Source organism: Xanthomonas bromi (genome assembly GCF_900092025.1).
GTDB classification, from domain to species: domain Bacteria; phylum Pseudomonadota; class Gammaproteobacteria; order Xanthomonadales; family Xanthomonadaceae; genus Xanthomonas; species Xanthomonas bromi.
The window spans coordinates 117,555-134,063 of sequence record NZ_FLTX01000005.1 but is presented as its reverse complement, the minus strand read 5'-3'; the positions used below and the strand labels follow the sequence as shown (position 1 = coordinate 134,063).

Below are 16,509 nucleotides of genomic sequence, written 5' to 3'. Positions count from 1 at the left end.
AAATCGAGCCGGGATCATACGTGCGAAATCGCCCTGGCGTCTGTACTGCCGCGTATGCAGGGACCACCAGAACGTATCCCGAGGCCGCAAAACCGGGCACCGGACTCGATCGGGAACGCACCCGCAACAGCCACAGCCGCGCTGATGGGCGGCAGTGCGTAATCGATGTTGAAGCGCTGCCGCCGAACGCGACGCAGCCACCGCCTGCGCGATCAACGCGGCAACTGAAGGTTCGGGCACACCAGGTGCTGCCACCTGCACCTCGTCTACGCGGGCAACGGGAATGTCGCCGCCTGTCCGCGCAGCACCCCGGCCTCGTCGACGAGCTGCCAGACCACACCCTCGGTGATCCGAAAGCGAGAACCATCCTTCGCAATCCGCACGCCCGCGTAGTCCTTTATGACGCCATCGCGGGTCACCGCATCGAGCAACCGCTGACGTTCCGCTCGCTCCGGCACTTCTGCCGACAGGCGCGAGGGCATTCCAACGAACTCGCTCCAGTCGTAACCGAAGACGCGCTGCGCAGCCTGGTTCGCATAGACGAATCGCGGGTCTGGAGCAGTGTCGTGCGCGAGCAGCGCAAATGGCGCATCGCGATACAGCCAGTCGGGTTCGATCTGCCGGTCTGCGACCAGCGGGCGGCCTGCGAACCGCTCATAACTGCGGGTGAGCAAGGCGACGAATATGGCGTCGTGGGCGGGGTGCATGCCCTGAATTTACCTGACGGGCGGATTGTCCGACGTCCCTGCCCGCAAACCGGTCGCGTTGAGCGAATCAAGCGATCCGACAGCGAGCGTTCCCGTTGGCAGAGTTCAAGCGCTCCGAAGAGGCATCGCCGCCATGAGAGGGACAAAGCTGCCGCCATCCCCGTGAGCCAGGCGCATCGTCCACCATGCATCAATTCGCCCGAGCAGACGCGTGCGCCTATCCGAGGCAGCGGGCTGAAACGTCAGTAGCGCAGCAGCGCCGAGCCCCAGGTAAAACCGCCGCCGAAGGCTTCCAGTAGCAGCAACTGGCCGCGCTGCACGCGACCGGAGCGCACCGCTTCGTCCAGCGCCAGCGGCACCGAGGCCGAGGAGGTGTTGCCGTGGCGATCCACCGTGACCACCACCTGCTCCATCGGCAGGTCCAAGCGCCTGGCAGTGGCCTCGATGATGCGCAGATTGGCCTGATGCGGAATCAACCAGTCCAGATCGTGCTTGTCATAGCCGTTGGCCACCAAGGTCTCATCGACCACCGAGTCCAACGCCTTGACTGCGTACTTGAAGACGTCATTGCCCTTCATCAGCAACTTGCCGCCGCCATTCTTGCCTTCGCAGAAGCCGACCGACACGCCCACCGGGTCCCACAGCAGTTCTTTCTTGCTGCCGTCGGCATGCAGGTGGGTGCTGAGAATGCCGGTGTCTTCGTCGGCCTTGAGGATCACCGCGCCAGCACCATCGCCGAACAGGACGCAGGTCGTGCGATCGGTCCAGTCGACGATGCGGGTCAGGGTTTCTGCGCCGACCACCAGCGCGGTCTTGGCGTCGCCGCTGCGCACGAACTTGTCGGCCACGCTGAGCGCGTAGACAAAGCCCGAGCACGCCGCGTTGACGTCCATCGCACCGCAACCGAGGCTGCCCAGCCGCGCCTGCAGCAGGCAGGCGGTGGACGGAAAGATCAGGTCGGGCGTGGTGGTGCCGATGACGATCAGGTCGATCTCGTCGGCAGTGACGCCGGCCGCTTCCATCGCCTTCAACGAGGCGAAATACGCCAGATCGCTGGTGGTCTGGTCGTCGGCAACGATGTGACGCTCACGGATACCGGTGCGCGAGAAGATCCATTCATCGCTGGTGTCGACGATCTTCGACATGTCGTCGTTGGTCAACACCTTTTCGGGCAAATAGCTACCCGTGCCCGCGATTCTGGAATAGATCCGCTTGCTCATACTGGTTCCTGGTGCAAGAGCCGCAACGATCGGCGGCTCCGGAAGAAGCGAGAGTCACCCGGCCACGCATGGCGCAGCGGGCGCCACGGATCAATCTTCTTGGACGGCCGACGACTTGGTCGTGATCACCTTCTTGCCACGGTAGTAACCGTCGGCGGTGATGTGGTGGCGCAGATGGATCTCGCCGCTGGTCGGATCGGTCGACAGCTGCTTGGCGGTCAGGGCATCGTGCGAACGACGCTGGCCGCGGCGGGACGGGGTGACACGGGATTTCTGCACAGCCATGGGATTGCTCCAACTTTAGTTCGATAACTTGATCTGTTGAGTCGAACAGCACGCTCTACGCCCGCGTCGACCTGTCTTACCGCCCTTAACAGCGGCGGTTACTGTTTCTTCAACGCTGCCAGCGCCGCGAACGGACTGGCCTTGTCTTGCTCTTCCTGGGTCGGGACCCATTCGGCGTCGATCGCTTCGCTACCCGGCGCCATCGGTACCACTGGCACCGACAGCACCAACTCGTCCTCGACCATGTCAACGGCCCGCAGCATGCCATCTTCCGGCACCAGCAACGCTTCGTACTCGGCCGGCAATGCAGCTTCGTCGGCTTCGTCACGGATCAAACCAAGACGCTGCCTGATGTGCACCGGATACAGGAAGCGTTGCAGGCTGCGCTGGCAGGCCAGCGGAAGCTCGACATCGATACTGAGTTCGACATAGGCGACCTTGAGCAGAGTGTCCTGGTCAAATTGAAGCGAATAGACACATTCGCCTTCGGTATCGACAAGGCTTCCCTGCAGACGGGTCATCGCAGATAACGGGATGCGGCCGTCGAAGCGCCTACGCGCTGCGACCATCCGCCAAGCATCCAGCATTTCGGGTACGTTCGCGGACATAAGCCGCAGAATGTTAAAGACCAGCCGACGCCCTGTCAAATCCCCGCATTCACATGCCCTGCACTGCATCGAGGCTGGCAGACTCTCCCCGCCCGCCTTATTACTGCGTCCATGATGCCACGCCTGATCCTTGCCTCCACCTCTGTTTATCGACGCGAGCTGCTCGGCCGCCTGCAGCTCGAATTCGACACTGCCCGGCCGGAGGTCGAGGAGCGCGCGCTGCCGGGCGAAACCCCGAGCGCATTGGCCACCCGCCTGGCCGCCGAAAAGGCCGCTGCAGTGGCAGCCCGCTTCCCCGGGGCCTGGGTGATCGGTTCGGACCAGGTGGCCGACCTGGACGGGCAAGCCTTGGGCAAGCCCGGAACCCTGGAGCGAGCGCATGCGCAGCTGACTGCGATGTCCGGTCGCCTGGTGCGCTTCCATACGGCGGTGGCGCTGGTCGGCCAGGGGCAGACAGTGCATGCGCTAGACCTGACCGAAGTGCGGTTGCGAGCGCTGATGCCTACCGACATCGACCGTTACCTGGCCGCCGAGCCAGCGCTGGACTGCGCCGGCAGCTTCAAGTGCGAAGGCCTGGGGATCGCCTTGTTCGACAGCATTCGCTCGGAAGATCCCACGGCACTGGTCGGCCTGCCACTGATCGCACTCGCGCAGCTATTGCGGCAGGCAGGGTTTGAACTGCCTTGAGAGCGATCGCCCGTGATCGCTGCGAAGCCAGCGGCATCTCATCCGCCATGCGTGAGATGCGAGAGAAGACCCGGTTATCAGACACGCCGAGTCCGACGGACGGCCAGGCTAAAACCAGGCGCTGCCGCTCAGCCTGAAAGCCCGCAAACAAGACGGCGCAACAGCTCGTGCCGACCACCCCACCCACTTCGCCCCCCATCCAAGACGTGTCAGGATCCCTACAGGGGCGTTATCGCACATCAGCACCATGCGCGACGCTGACGTCTGTGCGATGAAATCGAATCGCATCGCCGAGCCATCATTCAAAAGATTCCGGACGGGTGTCACAGCGACATTGGCGATCGCAACGGGAACGGCGGCCATGCGCGCACCATCCAGATAACGTGTTTCCGGCCACGTAAAGATGGACGTCCCTGCTGCTTTCAAAACAGGCAGTGCGTCCACGATTTCGGCAAGAACGGTTTCTCCATGCACGGCATCGGGATCGATCACTCCTGCCGCTACTGCGGTTGCCGTCATGTTGGCAGCGGCCTGCATGCGCTGGGCAAGCAGCGCAATCCAGACCGTACTCGGCAACAGGCAACACATCAGCGCTACACCAGCCACTGCGACGCGACGCGACGCGACGCGGGCGCAGCCTGCCGTGCCGAACGAACAACCACAACAACACACCGCTCCAGAACAGGATCGGCCACGGCTGATAGCGCCCGGCAAACAATTGCTCGGGAAAAGACTGGTTCGGGGGCTTTTCGCATAGCGCCATGGGTTGGCATAAAGCACCTTGGGCAAAAGCACCATCATCGCCAACACGCCGATCGCAAGATAGATCCACTTGGCATCGACCAACAGCAGCGCCTACATCTTGCTCAAAACCCTACCTGCTCAATGGCAATCGCCGGAATCGCTTGGTGAATCCTTATTCTTTGCGCTGCAATTATTTGTCCTTTTCCTTTTTGACTATGACTCGCTGCTGCACGACAAGGGAACCCCGTACGCATGGCATTACCGGTGCATTTTAGCGAACACCATCACCGCCAAATAGTTTTGGCGCCCTATTCAGAAAGATGTTGCAACCTCTCTTCCAGCGCCCTTCACTTTCGGTCCGATAAGACAGCACCGCGCAGAAAAACTGCTTGAAGTGTCGTGACGCGTACGGGCCACTCTACTTGGCGCTAGACCATTACAAGCCACCACCATTTTTGACAATCAGCGACTGCTCCCACCAGTCTTCGACGCTGCCGTCGTGGCCGTGCAGGCGCAGCCCCAACCAGTGCGTGCCCGGTGGCAAGGCCTGGGTGTCGAGCGTTGCAGTGAAGCCGACGTTTGGGTGCTGTGGGTCGGTGGAGATTTTCCAATACGGGCGCACATCGAGCTGCGTGCCGTACGCGGCCTGCGTGACGGGGCGACCGTCGAGCAGCAACTCGACATTCGATACGCCAACGCCATCTTTGAAGGCCCAGCCGCGCACCTCGAGCTTGCCGGATACGGCAACGTCCGGCAGCGGTGTGTCGATCCACGCCATTGCCGGGGTCACGCACGGCCCGGGCTGTCGTTGCGCCGGCAGTGCGAACAGCAGGAAGCGCTGATAGCCGTGATCGGTGGACACCACGGCGGGCGGCGGCAACGGGCCGACCATGTCGCAGATGGCGTGGTAGCGCTTCAACAAGTCGCGATAACGCAGATCGCTGGGCGAGAGCACCAGCAACCGCGGCCCGGTGCGCGTGCCATCGCTGAGCAAACCCCACTGCTGCAATTGCGCGCTGCGTCCGTGCTTATCGTTCAACTCGGCAGGTAGCACCTCGATATTGGCATCGTGCAACTGGAAGCCGAGTTCAGCGCCAACCTTGAAGTTTTCCGCCAGCACGCGCGTGCCCGGCGGCATCTGTGTCAGCCGGGATTTGACTGCATGCGCCAGATCGTTCCAGCCGGCGAAGTTACGCGGGTAGTATTTTTCGCCAGCGGCATGCGCGCGGATCGACGGCACCGACACCGCCAGGTAATAGCCATACGCGCCGAGCATGCCAAGCAGTGCTAGCAGCCACGTGACGCGTCGCAGCGGGTGCGGCCAGCGCATCAGGATCATCGGCAGTGGCACCAGCAGCGCGAGATAACCGGGCAGCGGCCAATGGAAGCTGATGCGTTCGGCGTCGCTGAAGAAACCGAGCACGAAGATCGCCACGGTCGAGATGCCGCCCAGCAAGCCGAAGTAGCGCCACTGCGCGCGGGAACCGCCGCCGGTACGGGTGCCGGCCAGGCCCACCTTGAGCATCGCCCACGCCAATAGCGGCGTCACGGCCACTGCCTGGATCATCAGGAACCACAAACCGCCGATCTGGAAACGCCACGGATGCCGGTCGACCAGCTGGAAGCGCAGCCCGGCCTCGTCGTGGTCGGTGTTCCAGAACAACAGCGGCAGCCAGCTCACCGCGCCCACCGTCAGCGCCATCCAGATGCGCGGGTCGCGCAGCACCGCACGCCCCTGCGGAATGCACAGCAGCGCGATGCAGCCCACCCCGATCACACCCACAAAGCGGTAATGACTAAGCGCGCCGATGACCAGGCCAATGGCGAGCTCCAGCGCGCTGGTGGCATCGACCTCGCGCAGCACGCGCGCGCCGGCATCCATGCACAGCACCGCTGCCAATGCCATCGGCACATCCGGCACGGCCAGGATGCCCAGCGTCGCCGACAGCGGCATCAGCAAGGTCAGGCTACCAGCCTGCCAGCCCAGCGTGGAGCCGAACCAGCGCGTGGCGATATGCGCGATCAACCAGGGAATCAGCGCGGAAATGGCCAGAAACGGTAGCCGCAGGGCCAGCAGGTGATGCCCGCCCAGCTCCACGCCCAAGCGCGCCAGCCAGGCGGTCATGCCGGGCAGATCCGAGTAGGCCGCAGCCAGATGCTGGCCTTCCTGCCAGTAAAACGCCTCGTCCACGAACAGCGGCAAGCGTGCAGCGATCAATAGCTTGACGGCCGTGGCCAGTGTCCACAGGATCACGAAGGTGCGATGTGCGCGTTGGTCCCCCTGCATTGCCCTGTGCACTCTTCTTTTCACCTATGGAATTGTGATGTCGACACCGCTGCGCTCCACGGAAATGCTAACCGATGCGCTGCGCCAATCGCTGCGGCGCGCGCAAGACCAGGTCAATTCGCTGCTGCTGGGCAAAGCACAGGAAGTGCGGCTGGCATTCGTGGCACTGCTGTCCGGTGGACATCTATTGATCGAGGACTTACCCGGCCTGGGCAAGACCACCCTGGCCCACGCCATGGCCTCCAGCCTGGGGCTGGGCTTCCAGCGCGTGCAGTTCACCTCGGACCTGTTGCCGGCCGATGTGCTGGGCGTGTCGGTGTACGACGCCGCCTCGCGCCAGTTCCAGTTCCATCCCGGCCCGGTGTTCACCAACGTGCTGCTGGCCGATGAAATCAATCGCGCCCCGCCGCGCACGCAGAGCTCGCTGCTGGAAGCGATGGCCGAGCAGCAGGTGACCCTGGATGGCGTGACGCATGCATTGCCCGAGCCGTTCTTCGTGATCGCCACGCAGAACCCGGTGGACCTGTCGGGCACGTTTCCACTGCCCGACTCGCAGCTGGACCGCTTCCTGCTACGGCTGAGCCTGGGTTATCCCAGCGCCGATGCCGAGCGTGCGCTGCTCTCCGGGGTGGATCGGCGCGAGCTGATCGCCCAGGCCGCACCCCAACTCAGCGACGCCGATGTGGTTGCGCTGCGTGCCGTGGTCAACCAGATCCATACCAGCGATGCGCTGATCGGCTACGTGCAGGCCTTGCTGCTGCGTAGCCGCCAGCATGCCGGAGTGCGCGTGGGCCTGTCGCCGCGTGCCGGTATCGCCTTGCTGCGCGCGGCCAAGGCCTACGCGTTGCTGCTCGGCCGCGAACACGTGCTGCCCGAAGACGTGCAGGCGCTGTTTGTGGCGGTGGCCGGACATCGGCTGGTGCCGGAAGCCGAATCCTCGTCCGGGCCGGCGTTGGCCAAGGCGCTGCTGCACAGCGTGCCGGTGGACTGACCCAGGTGCGTGCGCACGTGCGCGGCATCGGCCGCCGACTCAGCCTGCTGGCGCGGCCGCGGGGCCCCGAGCCCTTGCCGATCATGCTGGATCGGCGGCGTATCTATGTGCTGCCGACCCGCTTCGGGCTGTTCGTCACCGCATTGCTGCTGGCGATGCTGCTGGGCGCGTTGAACTACAACAACAACCCGGCGCTGCTGCTTGCGTTGTTGCTGGCCACGGCCGGCATCGCCAGCAGCATCATGGCGCACCTGCAGCTATCGGCGCTGCGGATCGAGGCGGTCTCGGCCGAACCCGTGGTGACCGGCGAGCCACTGCGCATGCGGGTGTCGTTGGCGCGGCGCGATACCCGCGTGCGGCGTGGCTTGCGGCTGGATCATCTGGATAGCAGCGGCTTCTGTTCGCTGATCGAGCACGACATGGCCGATGTCGACCTGCTGGTGCCCACCACGCAGCGCGGCTGGCAGGACATCGAACGCATCCGGCTGTCGAGCACTCAACCGCTGGGGCTGGTGCGGGCGTGGTCGTGGGTCTGGCCGGAAACGCCGTTGCTGGCCTACCCCAAGCCCGAGGAACAAGGCCCGGCGCTACCCGAAGGCGCCGGTTCGCCCAACCAGACGCGCCTGCACGCACAAGGCGAAGAGCTGCACCAGTTGCGCCCGTATCGCGCCGGCGATGCGCCACGCACCATTTCCTGGAAGCACTCGGCGCGTCGCGACACGTTGCTGGTGCGCGAATACGAACAGCCGCTGGGGGTCGAAGTCACACTGGACTGGCGCATGCTCAACGCGCTGCCATACGAGCGCCGCATCGCGCGGCTGGCCCGCTGGGTCAACCTGGCCGAGCGCGACGGGCGCCGCTATCGCCTGCTGCTGCCGGGCCAGCCACCGTTGGGTCCCGCGCAAGGGCCTTCGCACCATCACCTGTGTCAGCGTGCCCTGGCCCTGCTTCCGCATGACTGAGCCCTCGCTCCCGATCAGCCAGGCCAGCCGCAGCTGGGTGCTGGCCACCAGCTGGCTCGCACTGACGCCGCTGCTGTTGCAACTGCCTGGCCTGCTTGCCGTCACGGTCGCCGTGGCCGCGGTGCTGGTCGGTGTGCTGAGCTGGCGCGGCACCTTGATGGCGCCGGTGCGGCTGTTGCTGGTGATCGCGATGCTGGCGGCGGTGTACTGGCAGATCGGGATGCGCTTCGGCCGCGACACCGGCTGCGCGGTGCTGGCATCGATGCTCGCCATCAAGGCCTCCGAACTGCGCACCTTGCGCGATGCCCGCAGCCTGCTCGGCTTTGCCTTGTTTGCTCCGTTTGCAGCCTTTCTGCTCGACCAAGGGCCGGCGACGATGGGCATGGCGCTGCTGGCGGTGGTCAGCGCCTTGCTGAGCATGCAGCGGCTGGCCGACGAAGAGCACCGCACCAGCACGCCTGTGCTGCGTCTGCAGTTGCGTGGCATCGGCAAGCTGGTCGCCATCGGCGTGCCGCTGGCGCTAGCCACCTTCTGGTTGCTGCCGCGCCTGAGTGCACCGCTGTGGGGCGTGCCCGAACGCGCGCTGTCGCGGCCCGGACTGTCGGACAACATGTCGCCGGGCGAGTGGATCGACCTGATGGCCGACGACAGCCCGGCCTTGCGCGTGCAGTTCACCGGCAAGGCGCCACCGCCGCAACAACGCTACTGGCGTGGACCGGTGATGTGGGACTTCGACGGGCGCAGCTGGCAGCGCGCGCGCTGGACCGGTCGCGCCCAACCCACTTCGGTCACCGCAGGCCCGCAAACGTACCGTTATCGCCTGGATTACGAGCCCACCGATCGGCGCCAACTGGTGTCGCTGGACCTACCCACCCAGGGCGTTCCAAACGCCGAGTTATCGCCGGACTACGAACTGTTCGCGCAACGCCCACTGAGCGCGCTGACCCGCTGGGAGCTGCAATCGGCACCGCCCACGCGCTTCGATACCGACCTGCCCGAGCAGTTACGCAAGCGCGCGCTTGCCCTGCCGCCCGGCTTCAATCCGCGCACGCTCGCGCTGGCACGGCAATGGCGTCGCGAGGCTGGGAATAACGACAATGCGGTGATGCAACGGGCGCTGCAGTGGATCACCCGCGAGTTCGCCTACACCCTGGACACGCCGCTGCTCGGCCGCAACAGCGTCGACGAATTCCTGTTCCAGCAAAAGGCCGGTTTCTGCGAACACTTCAGTTCGTCGTTCGTGGTGCTGATGCGCGCGGCCGGCATCCCGGCGCGCGTGGTCACAGGCTACGCCGGCGGCACCTACAACCCGCTGGGCAATTACTGGGTGGTACGGCGCATGGATGCACATGCCTGGACCGAAGTCTGGCTGGCCGGACGCGGCTGGGTCCGCGTGGACCCTACCGCCGCGGTGGCGCCGGAACGCATTTACGACACGCTCGAAGATCGCCTGCAAACCGGCGGCGGCAACAACTTCGCCGACCTCGGCGCCTGGGCCAGCATTGGCCAGGTCAGCGACTGGCTGCGCCGGGGCTGGAACGAGCTGGTGCTGTCCTTCGATGCCGACCGCCAGCAACGGCTGTTGCAACCTTTCGGCATCGAGCGCCTGGACCCCATCCAACTGGCCGCCATCTTCGGTATGTTTGCCGTCAGTGCCCTGGCCTGGATGGGTTGGCTGCTGGCGCGCGGCGAACGTGAGCGCGACCCGCTACTGCGTGCCTGGCACCGACTGAGCCGCCGCTACGGCAAGCTAGGCCTGGCCCGCGAGCCGCACGAACCATCCATTGTCTGGGCGCAACGTGTCGCCTGCTCACACCCGAATACGGCATTGTTGGCACTCAGCCAACGTTTCGCTGCCGCACGATACGCTGGCGCTGATTCGGACAGCGCCATTCTCTTGAAAGACTTGCTGCAGCATCGCCCGCGAACCGGAGCTTCCTCATGAGTACCCGTTTTCTTGTTCCTCTTATCGCTGTGCTCGGGCTCGCAGCCTGCGCCACCGCGCCCAAGCCGCTGCAGGGCCAGTTCCCTACGGTCAGTCCGAGCGATTCCACTGCCAGCGCCCAGGTCGGCACGTCCGTGCGCTGGGGCGGCAAGATCATCAAGACCACACCTGGCCAGGGCCAGACCTGTTTTGAATTGATCTCGCGCCCGCTCAATGCCAGCGGTCGCCCGGACCGCAATGCCGTGGATGCCAGCGATGGCCGTTTCCTGGCCTGCCGCTCGGGCTTCTACGATCCGGCCGTGTTCGAGCCCGGCCGCGAAGTGACCTTCATCGGCAAGATCGAAGGCTACGAAACCACCAAGATCGGTGAGTACGACTACAAGCTGCCCAAGGTGAATGCAGACGTTGTTTATCTGTGGCCGGTCGTGCGCGACGTGGAGGTGGTGCCGGCTTACCCGTACGGCCCGTGGGGCGACCCGTGGGGTCCGCGCTGGGGCGGTGGCTGGGGCTGGGGCCGCGGCTGGTGGTGACGGGCAACTGAGTCAATGAAACGCAAAAACGCCGCTCGCAGGGAGCGGCGTTTTTGTATGTGCGCAATGCGCGCTGCGCTACGCGGCCTGCACGCAACGCGCGATCAAACGACACATCACGGCGTACCGAAACGGCCCAGCGGTGCACCCGCCAGCAGATGCAGATGCAGATGGAAGACCGTCTGGCCGCCATGCGCGCGGCAATTCATCACGATGCGATAGCCGTCCTGCGCCAGCCCCTGCGCGCGCGCGTATGCCGCCGCCGCCATTGCCAGCTTGCCGACCAGCAGTGCCTGCTCCGGTGGCACATCGTCCAGGGTCGGAATGGCGTGCAGCTTGGGAATGAAGAGCACATGCACCGGCGCCTGCGGCGCGATGTCTTCGAAGCCCAGCACCTCATCGTCTTCATAAACGATGGTGGCCGGGATTTCGCGACGGATGATCTTGCTGAAGATGGTGTCGGTCATGGCGGGAATCGGGATTGGGGAATCGCAAGAGCTTACAGCCCTTGCTTCTGACTTTGCTTCTCCGATTCCCCATTCCCGACTCCCGATTCCCAGCCCTCAAAGCACCTCACTGCGGGTGCCAAAGGCATGCGATAGCGTGCCGCGGTCCACGTATTCCAGCTCGCCGCCCAGCGGCATGCCCTGGGCCAGCCGGCTCGGGCATACCGCGTGCTGGCGGGCAAGCTGCGCCAGGTAATGGGCGGTCGCTTCGCCTTCCACGGTGGCGTTGGTGGCGATGATCATTTCGGTGACTTCGCCGGCGGCCAGACGCTCGCCGAGCCGATCCAGCCCCAGTTCGCGCGGGCCAATGCCGTCCAGCGGCGACAAGCGCCCCTGCAGGATGAAGTACAGCCCGCGGTAGCCGGTGGCGTGTTCGATCGCCAGGCGGTCGGCCGGCGATTCCACCACGCACAGTTGCTGCCGATCACGGCTGCTGCTGGCGCAGATGCTGCAGATCTCCGACTCGGTAAAGTCGCGGCACTGCACGCAATGCCCGACCTTTTCCACCGCATTGCCCAGTGCTGCGGCCAAACGCCGCCCACCCTCACGCTCACGCTCGAGCACGTGATACGCCATGCGCTGCGCCGATTTCTGGCCCACACCGGGCAATACCCGGAAAGCCTCGATCAGTTGTTCTAGCAGAGAGGACATCGGGTCGGGAATCGGGAATCGGGATTGGGGAATCGCAAAAGCTTAAGGACAATCCCGCTCTTACGATTCCCGATTCCCCACTCCCGATTCCCCGCCTCTCAGAACGGCAACTTCATGCCGGGCGGCAACTGCATGCCGGCGGTGGCCGAACCCATGCGGTCCTTGGATTCGGCGTCGATCTTGTTGGAAGCGTCGTTGAAGGCGGCGGCGATCAGATCCTCGGCCATCTCCTGATCGGAGAGGATGCTCGGGTCGATCCGCACCTTGCGGCACTCCTTGGCGCCGGTCAGCGTCACGCTGACCATGCCACCGCCAGCAGTGCCGGTGACTTCCAGCCTGGCCAGTTCTTCCTGGGCGCGCTGCAGGTTTTCCTGCATCTTCTGCGCCTGCTGCATCAATTGAGCGATGTTTCCACGCATGGGTCGTTACTCGTCGTAAGGGCGGATGGAATCAGGGACGATCCGCGCGCCCTGCTGCTGGATCAGCAGCTGCACCGTCGGGTCGTTCATGAAAGCTGTTTCGGCTGCGCTCTGGCGCTCGCCTTTCTGACGGTTGGCGCGCTCGTGCAACGTTTCGACATCGGCGCTGCCGGTTTCGACGACGATGCGCGGCGTGTTTCCCAACACCGGTGCCAGCGCCTGCGCAAGGTTGGCGATGGAGCGCTCGGAGTTGAGATATTCGAAGCCCGGCGCCAGCGCCAGCCGCAACACGCCATCGCGATGGCCGATAAACGCGGCGTTGGCCGCCAGCTGGCGCGATGGGCCATTCAAGCCACTGCGCGTCACCAGTTCCAGCCATTGCTCGGCATCGGCGATGCGGCCGTCATCGAGCGGAGCCGACACATCGGTTGCCGGGCCTGATATCGACGCCGCCGTAGCCGGTGGCGTGTCCATCGATGGCTCCACAAACGATGCGTCTTCGACCACCGCGGCGGGCGAAGACGTTGCGACCGAAGACGGAGCTTCCATCGCAGCGTCAGACGCAACCGCTTCAGGCGACACGAGCTCGACGGTCACCGACGGTGGGGCCATGGCGGATTCAGGCGCCAGCGCGGCCATCGTATCGGGCGCTGGCACGGCCTGCGCCCGCACCGGTGCATCGTCCACCGCCCACGGCGGCGTGTCGTCGCTGCGCGCATTGGCTGCAGACGCACGACTAGCCAAAGAAGACGCCTGGGGTGGAAGCATCACAACTGGAGCCGGCGCCGAAGGCGCGGCAGGAGCCGGAGTCGCCGAGGCCTGCGCAGAAGCCTCCGCACCCGCACCCCCACCAGGAATCGTCTCCGTCACCTCAGCAGGCGTAGACGCCACAACGGCCGCAGCCGTCACCGGTGCCGCCCCTGCCGGGGCCGCAGCTTGACCGGCGGCAGCGACCGAACGCGCGCCACCGCCTGCAGCGGCACCGCGCCCATCATCCGAGCCGCCAGCCGGCACCGCCGCTGCAGGGCGGAACGCCAGCATGCGCAGCACGGCCATCTCGAAACCAGCGCGCGGGCTGGGCGCCAGATACAGATCGCGGCGCCCGTTGAGCGCCATCTGGTACCACAGCTGCACCACTTCCGGGCGCAGCTGCGCCGCAAACGGGATCGGGTCGATGCCATCGCCGACGAATGCCACCGACGGCACCAGCTGTTGCACCTGCACGCGGTGCAAGGCCTCGGCCAGGGCTTCCAGCACGCCGCTCCAGTCCGGCGAGAATTCGGCCAGCGCGGCCACCACCTGCAGCAGGCGCGCGCCATCGCCATCGGCCAGCGATTGCAGCATCGCCCCGACCTGGGTGCGATCCACCGTGCCCAGCATGGTGCGCACTACATCCTCGCGCAGCGCACCGCCGGCATAGGCGATCGCCTGATCCAGCAGCGACAGGCCATCGCGCAGGGAGCCATCGGCCGCCTTGGACAGCTGCACGATCGCTGACGGGTCCGATTCGATGTCTTCGGCGGTCAGAATGCGGGTCATCTGGCCCTGGATCTGATCCTCGTCCAGGCGCTTGAGGTTGAACTGCAGGCAGCGCGAGAGCACCGTCACCGGCAATTTCTGCGGATCGGTGGTGGCCAGCAGGAACTTCACGTGTTCCGGCGGCTCTTCCAGGGTTTTGAGCAGCGCATTGAACGCCGCCTTGGAGAGCATGTGCACTTCGTCGATCAGGTAGACCTTGAACTTGCCGCGCGAGGGCATGTATTGCGCGTTCTCGATCACCTCGCGCACATCGTCCACACCGGTATTGGACGCGGCATCGATTTCCAGCAGGTCGATATAGCGGCCGGCATCGATGTCCAGGCAGGCCGGACAGGTGCCGCACGGGTCGGCACTGGTGCCGGTCTCGCAATTGAGCGATTTGGCGAAAATGCGCGCAATGGTGGTCTTGCCCACGCCGCGGGTGCCGGTGAACAGGAACGCATGATGCACGCGCCCACTGTCGAGCGCGTTACTGAGCGCGCGGACCACGTGTTCCTGGCCTACGAGTTCGGCAAAACGCTTCGGGCGCCACTTGCGGGCGAGAACGAGATAAGACATCGGGCAACCGGCTTTGTTTGAGCCGATATTGTGCCACGCTCGGTCTCCACGACCGCGGCTGGAAGATTCAGCTTGTGGTACGGGCCGGCGACCGCTAGAATTTGCGGCCCTGTTCGGCCACGGTCGTCCAGGCACGGAGAGGTGTCCGAGTGGTTGAAGGAGCACGCCTGGAAAGTGTGTAAGCGTCTAAACCGCGCTTCGGGGGTTCGAATCCCCCTCTCTCCGCCAGAATACGCAAACCCCTGAGAAATCAGGGGTTTTTTGTTAGCGTACAAACTGGCTGCAGCTGCGCAAGTCGGAACACACGACGCCCATGCGCATTCCTCATCATCTCGTTCGAGCCCCCTCCGGACTCTGGTCATACCGACAGCGTGTGCCGGTCGATTTGCAGCCCATCGTGGGTCGCCAGACCTTCAAACGCACCCTGCACACCTACGACATGCGCGAGGCAAGACTGCGCGCGCTGACGCTGGCCGCCCGCTATGCTCAGGTCTTCACTGTGTTGAGGGACCGACGCATGCAAAGCCAAGACGACGACCTGGACGCGCTTCTGGCGCGCCTGACCGGCACCCAACGCCCGCAGGAGCTGACCTTGAATCGGACGCGCTCGGCGGACGGGTCGATCACCGAGCAATGGCAGATCGACACCCCAGAGGACGTCACGCTCTTCCAGCAGCTGATGGCGCTCACCGCCCCGCAGCCCAGCGCGCTGGGGGAGCTGATTCAACAACACGTGCCTCCCCTCCCCACGCCGAGGCGGGTAACCAAACCCTCCCTCGAATCAATCACGCTCGGGAAGGCCCGAGACGCCTGGCTGAACAGCCTCAAGGGCAGCACCCTGCCCAAGACCTGGACCATCAAGCGGACCGCTGTCGAACTGCTGACCAGCTTCCTTGGTGAGAAGACCAAGCTGCACACGGTCACCCGTTCGGACCTGGCCCGGTGGTATCAAGACATGCGCGACAAAGGTGCCTCCACCCCGACTCTGACCAATAAGCAGAGCTATATCGGGGGCAAGGGTGGGTTCTTTGAGTGGGCCCAGGCCTCAGGCCACTACCCTCGGGGCGACAACCCGGCTTCCGGTCACGTGAGCTACTCCACCCGCGAGAAGCGGGCCAGGCGCAAGTTCGGGTTCAAGGCCTACGACGCCCACCAGGTCCAGGCCCTGTTCGCGTCGGCTGCTTTTGAAGCCCTGCCCCTGGCAGCCCGGTGGGCCTCCCTCCTTGGGCTTTATACCGGCGCCCGCGCCTCGGAGGTCGGCCAACTGCTAACCGCCGACGTGATCGAGGACGGCGGTATTCCCTGTATCCAGATTTCGGATGAAGGCGAGTATCAAAAGGTGAAGACAGACGTGAGCTTGAGGACGGTGCCCGTCCATCCCGACCTGCTTGCCCTGGGCTTCCTGGACTGGGTCGAGCAGGCGCGGGCCAAAGGACAGGAGCGCTTGTTCCCGGCGGCCAAAGCCGATGCCAAGAACGGCCAGGGGAACTGGATCTCCAAAGCCTTCAGCAGGCACCTGGCCGAGGTGGGCAAGAACTGGCCCAAGGCCAAGCGCGGCTTCCACTCGCTGCGCAAGACGTTGATCCAGGAGCTGCAGGGCGCGGGCGTGGTGTCCGAGCTCCGCGCCCAGCTGGTCGGCCACGAGTTGGACGACGAGCACCACGTGACCTACAGCCGAGCCTTTACCCCCAAGGAGAAGCTGGACGGACTCCGGGGTGTGTCGCCGGGGCTAGCCGTGCTTGCTTATGGGCTAAATATATCGGCCCTTCGCGCTCTGATGGCCCCGCAGTCCAGCTCCTCAAAGCAACGAAAGGCTGGTTGATGAGCATTGCTCCGCACGAGGCACGTGTGGCCATTCTTCTGGACTGCA

16 protein-coding genes, 1 tRNA gene and 1 pseudogene are annotated in these 16,509 nt (G+C 64.8%); 8 read left to right on the top strand and 10 right to left on the bottom strand.

The genetic code is table 11. The annotated features are described in order from the left end of the window. Nucleotides 1-266 precede the first annotated feature (266 nt). The 4 genes from XBLMG947_RS02130 to XBLMG947_RS02115 all read right to left on the bottom strand — a co-directional run bounded on the left by XBLMG947_RS02130 (nucleotide 267) and on the right by XBLMG947_RS02115 (nucleotide 2,820). Nucleotides 267-707, bottom strand: a complete 441-nt coding sequence (locus XBLMG947_RS02130) for an MEKHLA domain-containing protein (protein ID WP_065466161.1) — start codon at nucleotides 705-707, stop codon at nucleotides 267-269. A gap of 242 nt (nucleotides 708-949) precedes the next feature. Next, on the bottom strand, nucleotides 950-1,927 hold the full coding sequence (locus XBLMG947_RS02125; protein ID WP_065466160.1) for a beta-ketoacyl-ACP synthase III: 978 nt from the start codon (nucleotides 1,925-1,927) through the stop codon (nucleotides 950-952). A 90-nt stretch (nucleotides 1,928-2,017) separates the two neighbouring features. Further along, nucleotides 2,018-2,212, bottom strand: coding sequence for a 50S ribosomal protein L32 (rpmF, locus tag XBLMG947_RS02120; RefSeq protein WP_010368401.1), 195 nt, complete (start codon nucleotides 2,210-2,212; stop codon nucleotides 2,018-2,020). Between the two features lie 98 nt (nucleotides 2,213-2,310). Continuing rightward, entirely contained in the window at nucleotides 2,311-2,820 is a 510-nt protein-coding gene (locus tag XBLMG947_RS02115; protein WP_065466159.1) for a YceD family protein, read from the bottom strand. 111 nt (nucleotides 2,821-2,931) lie between these two features. Between XBLMG947_RS02115 and XBLMG947_RS02110 the strand changes: the two genes are divergently transcribed. Then, nucleotides 2,932-3,507: a Maf family protein gene (locus XBLMG947_RS02110; protein ID WP_065466158.1), complete on the top strand. Its 576-nt coding sequence runs from the start codon at nucleotides 2,932-2,934 to the stop codon at nucleotides 3,505-3,507. Nucleotides 3,508-3,615: 108 nt separating this feature from the next. Here the strand turns inward: XBLMG947_RS02110 and XBLMG947_RS02105 are convergent. Further along, nucleotides 3,616-4,243: pseudogene (locus tag XBLMG947_RS02105) on the bottom strand (hypothetical protein); the annotation flags it as partial. 96 nt (nucleotides 4,244-4,339) lie between these two features. Between XBLMG947_RS02105 and XBLMG947_RS22385 the strand changes: the two are divergent. After that, nucleotides 4,340-4,549: a hypothetical protein gene (locus XBLMG947_RS22385; protein WP_139074343.1), complete on the top strand. Its 210-nt coding sequence runs from the start codon at nucleotides 4,340-4,342 to the stop codon at nucleotides 4,547-4,549. Between the two features lie 138 nt (nucleotides 4,550-4,687). Here the strand turns inward: XBLMG947_RS22385 and XBLMG947_RS02100 are convergent, their stop codons facing one another. Then, the gene (locus XBLMG947_RS02100; protein ID WP_065466157.1) at nucleotides 4,688-6,538 is read right to left on the bottom strand and encodes a glycosyltransferase family 39 protein; all 1,851 of its coding nucleotides are present in this window, start codon (nucleotides 6,536-6,538) and stop codon (nucleotides 4,688-4,690) included. Between the two features lie 37 nt (nucleotides 6,539-6,575). Between XBLMG947_RS02100 and XBLMG947_RS02095 the strand changes: the two genes are divergently transcribed. Genes XBLMG947_RS02095 through XBLMG947_RS02080 form a run of 4 tightly spaced genes read left to right on the top strand, consistent with a single transcriptional unit; the run spans nucleotide 6,576 to nucleotide 10,966 of the window. Next, a complete protein-coding gene (locus XBLMG947_RS02095) occupies nucleotides 6,576-7,529 on the top strand; it encodes an AAA family ATPase (RefSeq protein ID WP_064631617.1) in 954 nt (317 codons plus the stop codon). Between the two features lie 5 nt (nucleotides 7,530-7,534). Continuing rightward, entirely contained in the window at nucleotides 7,535-8,491 is a 957-nt protein-coding gene (locus XBLMG947_RS02090) for a DUF58 domain-containing protein (protein WP_065466156.1), read from the top strand. After that, nucleotides 8,484-10,436, top strand: a complete 1,953-nt coding sequence (locus XBLMG947_RS02085; RefSeq protein WP_065466155.1) for a transglutaminase TgpA family protein — start codon at nucleotides 8,484-8,486, stop codon at nucleotides 10,434-10,436. The genes XBLMG947_RS02090 and XBLMG947_RS02085 overlap by 8 nt, the downstream gene beginning before the upstream one ends. Next, nucleotides 10,433-10,966 carry a Slp family lipoprotein gene (locus tag XBLMG947_RS02080; protein WP_054320576.1) on the top strand — a complete coding sequence of 178 codons (534 nt, stop codon included), beginning with the start codon at nucleotides 10,433-10,435 and terminating at the stop codon, nucleotides 10,964-10,966. Before XBLMG947_RS02085 ends, XBLMG947_RS02080 begins: the two co-directional genes overlap by 4 nt. Nucleotides 10,967-11,082: 116 nt before the next feature. Here XBLMG947_RS02080 and XBLMG947_RS02075 read toward each other — a convergent pair whose 3' ends face one another. From XBLMG947_RS02075 to dnaX, 4 genes are all read right to left on the bottom strand, one after another. Continuing rightward, nucleotides 11,083-11,433: a histidine triad nucleotide-binding protein gene (locus XBLMG947_RS02075; RefSeq protein WP_065466154.1), complete on the bottom strand. Its 351-nt coding sequence runs from the start codon at nucleotides 11,431-11,433 to the stop codon at nucleotides 11,083-11,085. 96 nt (nucleotides 11,434-11,529) lie between these two features. Continuing rightward, complete coding sequence (gene recR, locus XBLMG947_RS02070; RefSeq protein WP_065466153.1) at nucleotides 11,530-12,123, bottom strand: recombination mediator RecR; 594 nt, start codon at nucleotides 12,121-12,123, stop codon at nucleotides 11,530-11,532. Between the two features lie 98 nt (nucleotides 12,124-12,221). Then, on the bottom strand, nucleotides 12,222-12,542 hold the full coding sequence (locus XBLMG947_RS02065) for a YbaB/EbfC family nucleoid-associated protein (protein WP_065466152.1): 321 nt from the start codon (nucleotides 12,540-12,542) through the stop codon (nucleotides 12,222-12,224). 6 nt (nucleotides 12,543-12,548) lie between these two features. Continuing rightward, a complete protein-coding gene (gene dnaX / locus XBLMG947_RS02060; RefSeq protein WP_065466151.1) occupies nucleotides 12,549-14,639 on the bottom strand; it encodes a DNA polymerase III subunit gamma/tau in 2,091 nt (696 codons plus the stop codon). Nucleotides 14,640-14,774: 135 nt separating this feature from the next. Between dnaX and XBLMG947_RS02055 the strand changes: the two genes are divergently transcribed. Then, nucleotides 14,775-14,867: transfer RNA gene (locus XBLMG947_RS02055), tRNA-Ser, on the top strand. Between the two features lie 85 nt (nucleotides 14,868-14,952). After that, a complete protein-coding gene (locus XBLMG947_RS22380) occupies nucleotides 14,953-16,461 on the top strand; it encodes a DUF6538 domain-containing protein (protein ID WP_065466150.1) in 1,509 nt (502 codons plus the stop codon). Nucleotides 16,462-16,509: the final 48 nt, after the last annotated feature.

Excerpts from the sequence above, each read along its gene's own strand:
- XBLMG947_RS02130 (WP_065466161.1), bottom strand. The coding sequence starts at position 707 with ATGCACCCCGCCCACGACGCCATATTCGTCGCCTTGCTCACCCGCAGT.
- XBLMG947_RS02125 (WP_065466160.1), bottom strand. The coding sequence starts at position 1,927 with ATGAGCAAGCGGATCTATTCCAGAATCGCGGGCACGGGTAGCTATTTG.
- rpmF (WP_010368401.1), bottom strand. The coding sequence starts at position 2,212 with ATGGCTGTGCAGAAATCCCGTGTCACCCCGTCCCGCCGCGGCCAGCGT.
- XBLMG947_RS02115 (WP_065466159.1), bottom strand. The coding sequence starts at position 2,820 with ATGTCCGCGAACGTACCCGAAATGCTGGATGCTTGGCGGATGGTCGCA.
- XBLMG947_RS02110 (WP_065466158.1), top strand. The coding sequence starts at position 2,932 with ATGATGCCACGCCTGATCCTTGCCTCCACCTCTGTTTATCGACGCGAG.
- XBLMG947_RS02100 (WP_065466157.1), bottom strand. The coding sequence starts at position 6,538 with ATGCAGGGGGACCAACGCGCACATCGCACCTTCGTGATCCTGTGGACA.
- XBLMG947_RS02095 (WP_064631617.1), top strand. The coding sequence starts at position 6,576 with ATGTCGACACCGCTGCGCTCCACGGAAATGCTAACCGATGCGCTGCGC.
- XBLMG947_RS02085 (WP_065466155.1), top strand. The coding sequence starts at position 8,484 with ATGACTGAGCCCTCGCTCCCGATCAGCCAGGCCAGCCGCAGCTGGGTG.
- XBLMG947_RS02080 (WP_054320576.1), top strand. The coding sequence starts at position 10,433 with ATGAGTACCCGTTTTCTTGTTCCTCTTATCGCTGTGCTCGGGCTCGCA.
- XBLMG947_RS02075 (WP_065466154.1), bottom strand. The coding sequence starts at position 11,433 with ATGACCGACACCATCTTCAGCAAGATCATCCGTCGCGAAATCCCGGCC.
- recR (WP_065466153.1), bottom strand. The coding sequence starts at position 12,123 with ATGTCCTCTCTGCTAGAACAACTGATCGAGGCTTTCCGGGTATTGCCC.
- XBLMG947_RS02065 (WP_065466152.1), bottom strand. The coding sequence starts at position 12,542 with ATGCGTGGAAACATCGCTCAATTGATGCAGCAGGCGCAGAAGATGCAG.
- dnaX (WP_065466151.1), bottom strand. The coding sequence starts at position 14,639 with ATGTCTTATCTCGTTCTCGCCCGCAAGTGGCGCCCGAAGCGTTTTGCC.
- XBLMG947_RS22380 (WP_065466150.1), top strand. The coding sequence starts at position 14,953 with ATGCGCATTCCTCATCATCTCGTTCGAGCCCCCTCCGGACTCTGGTCA.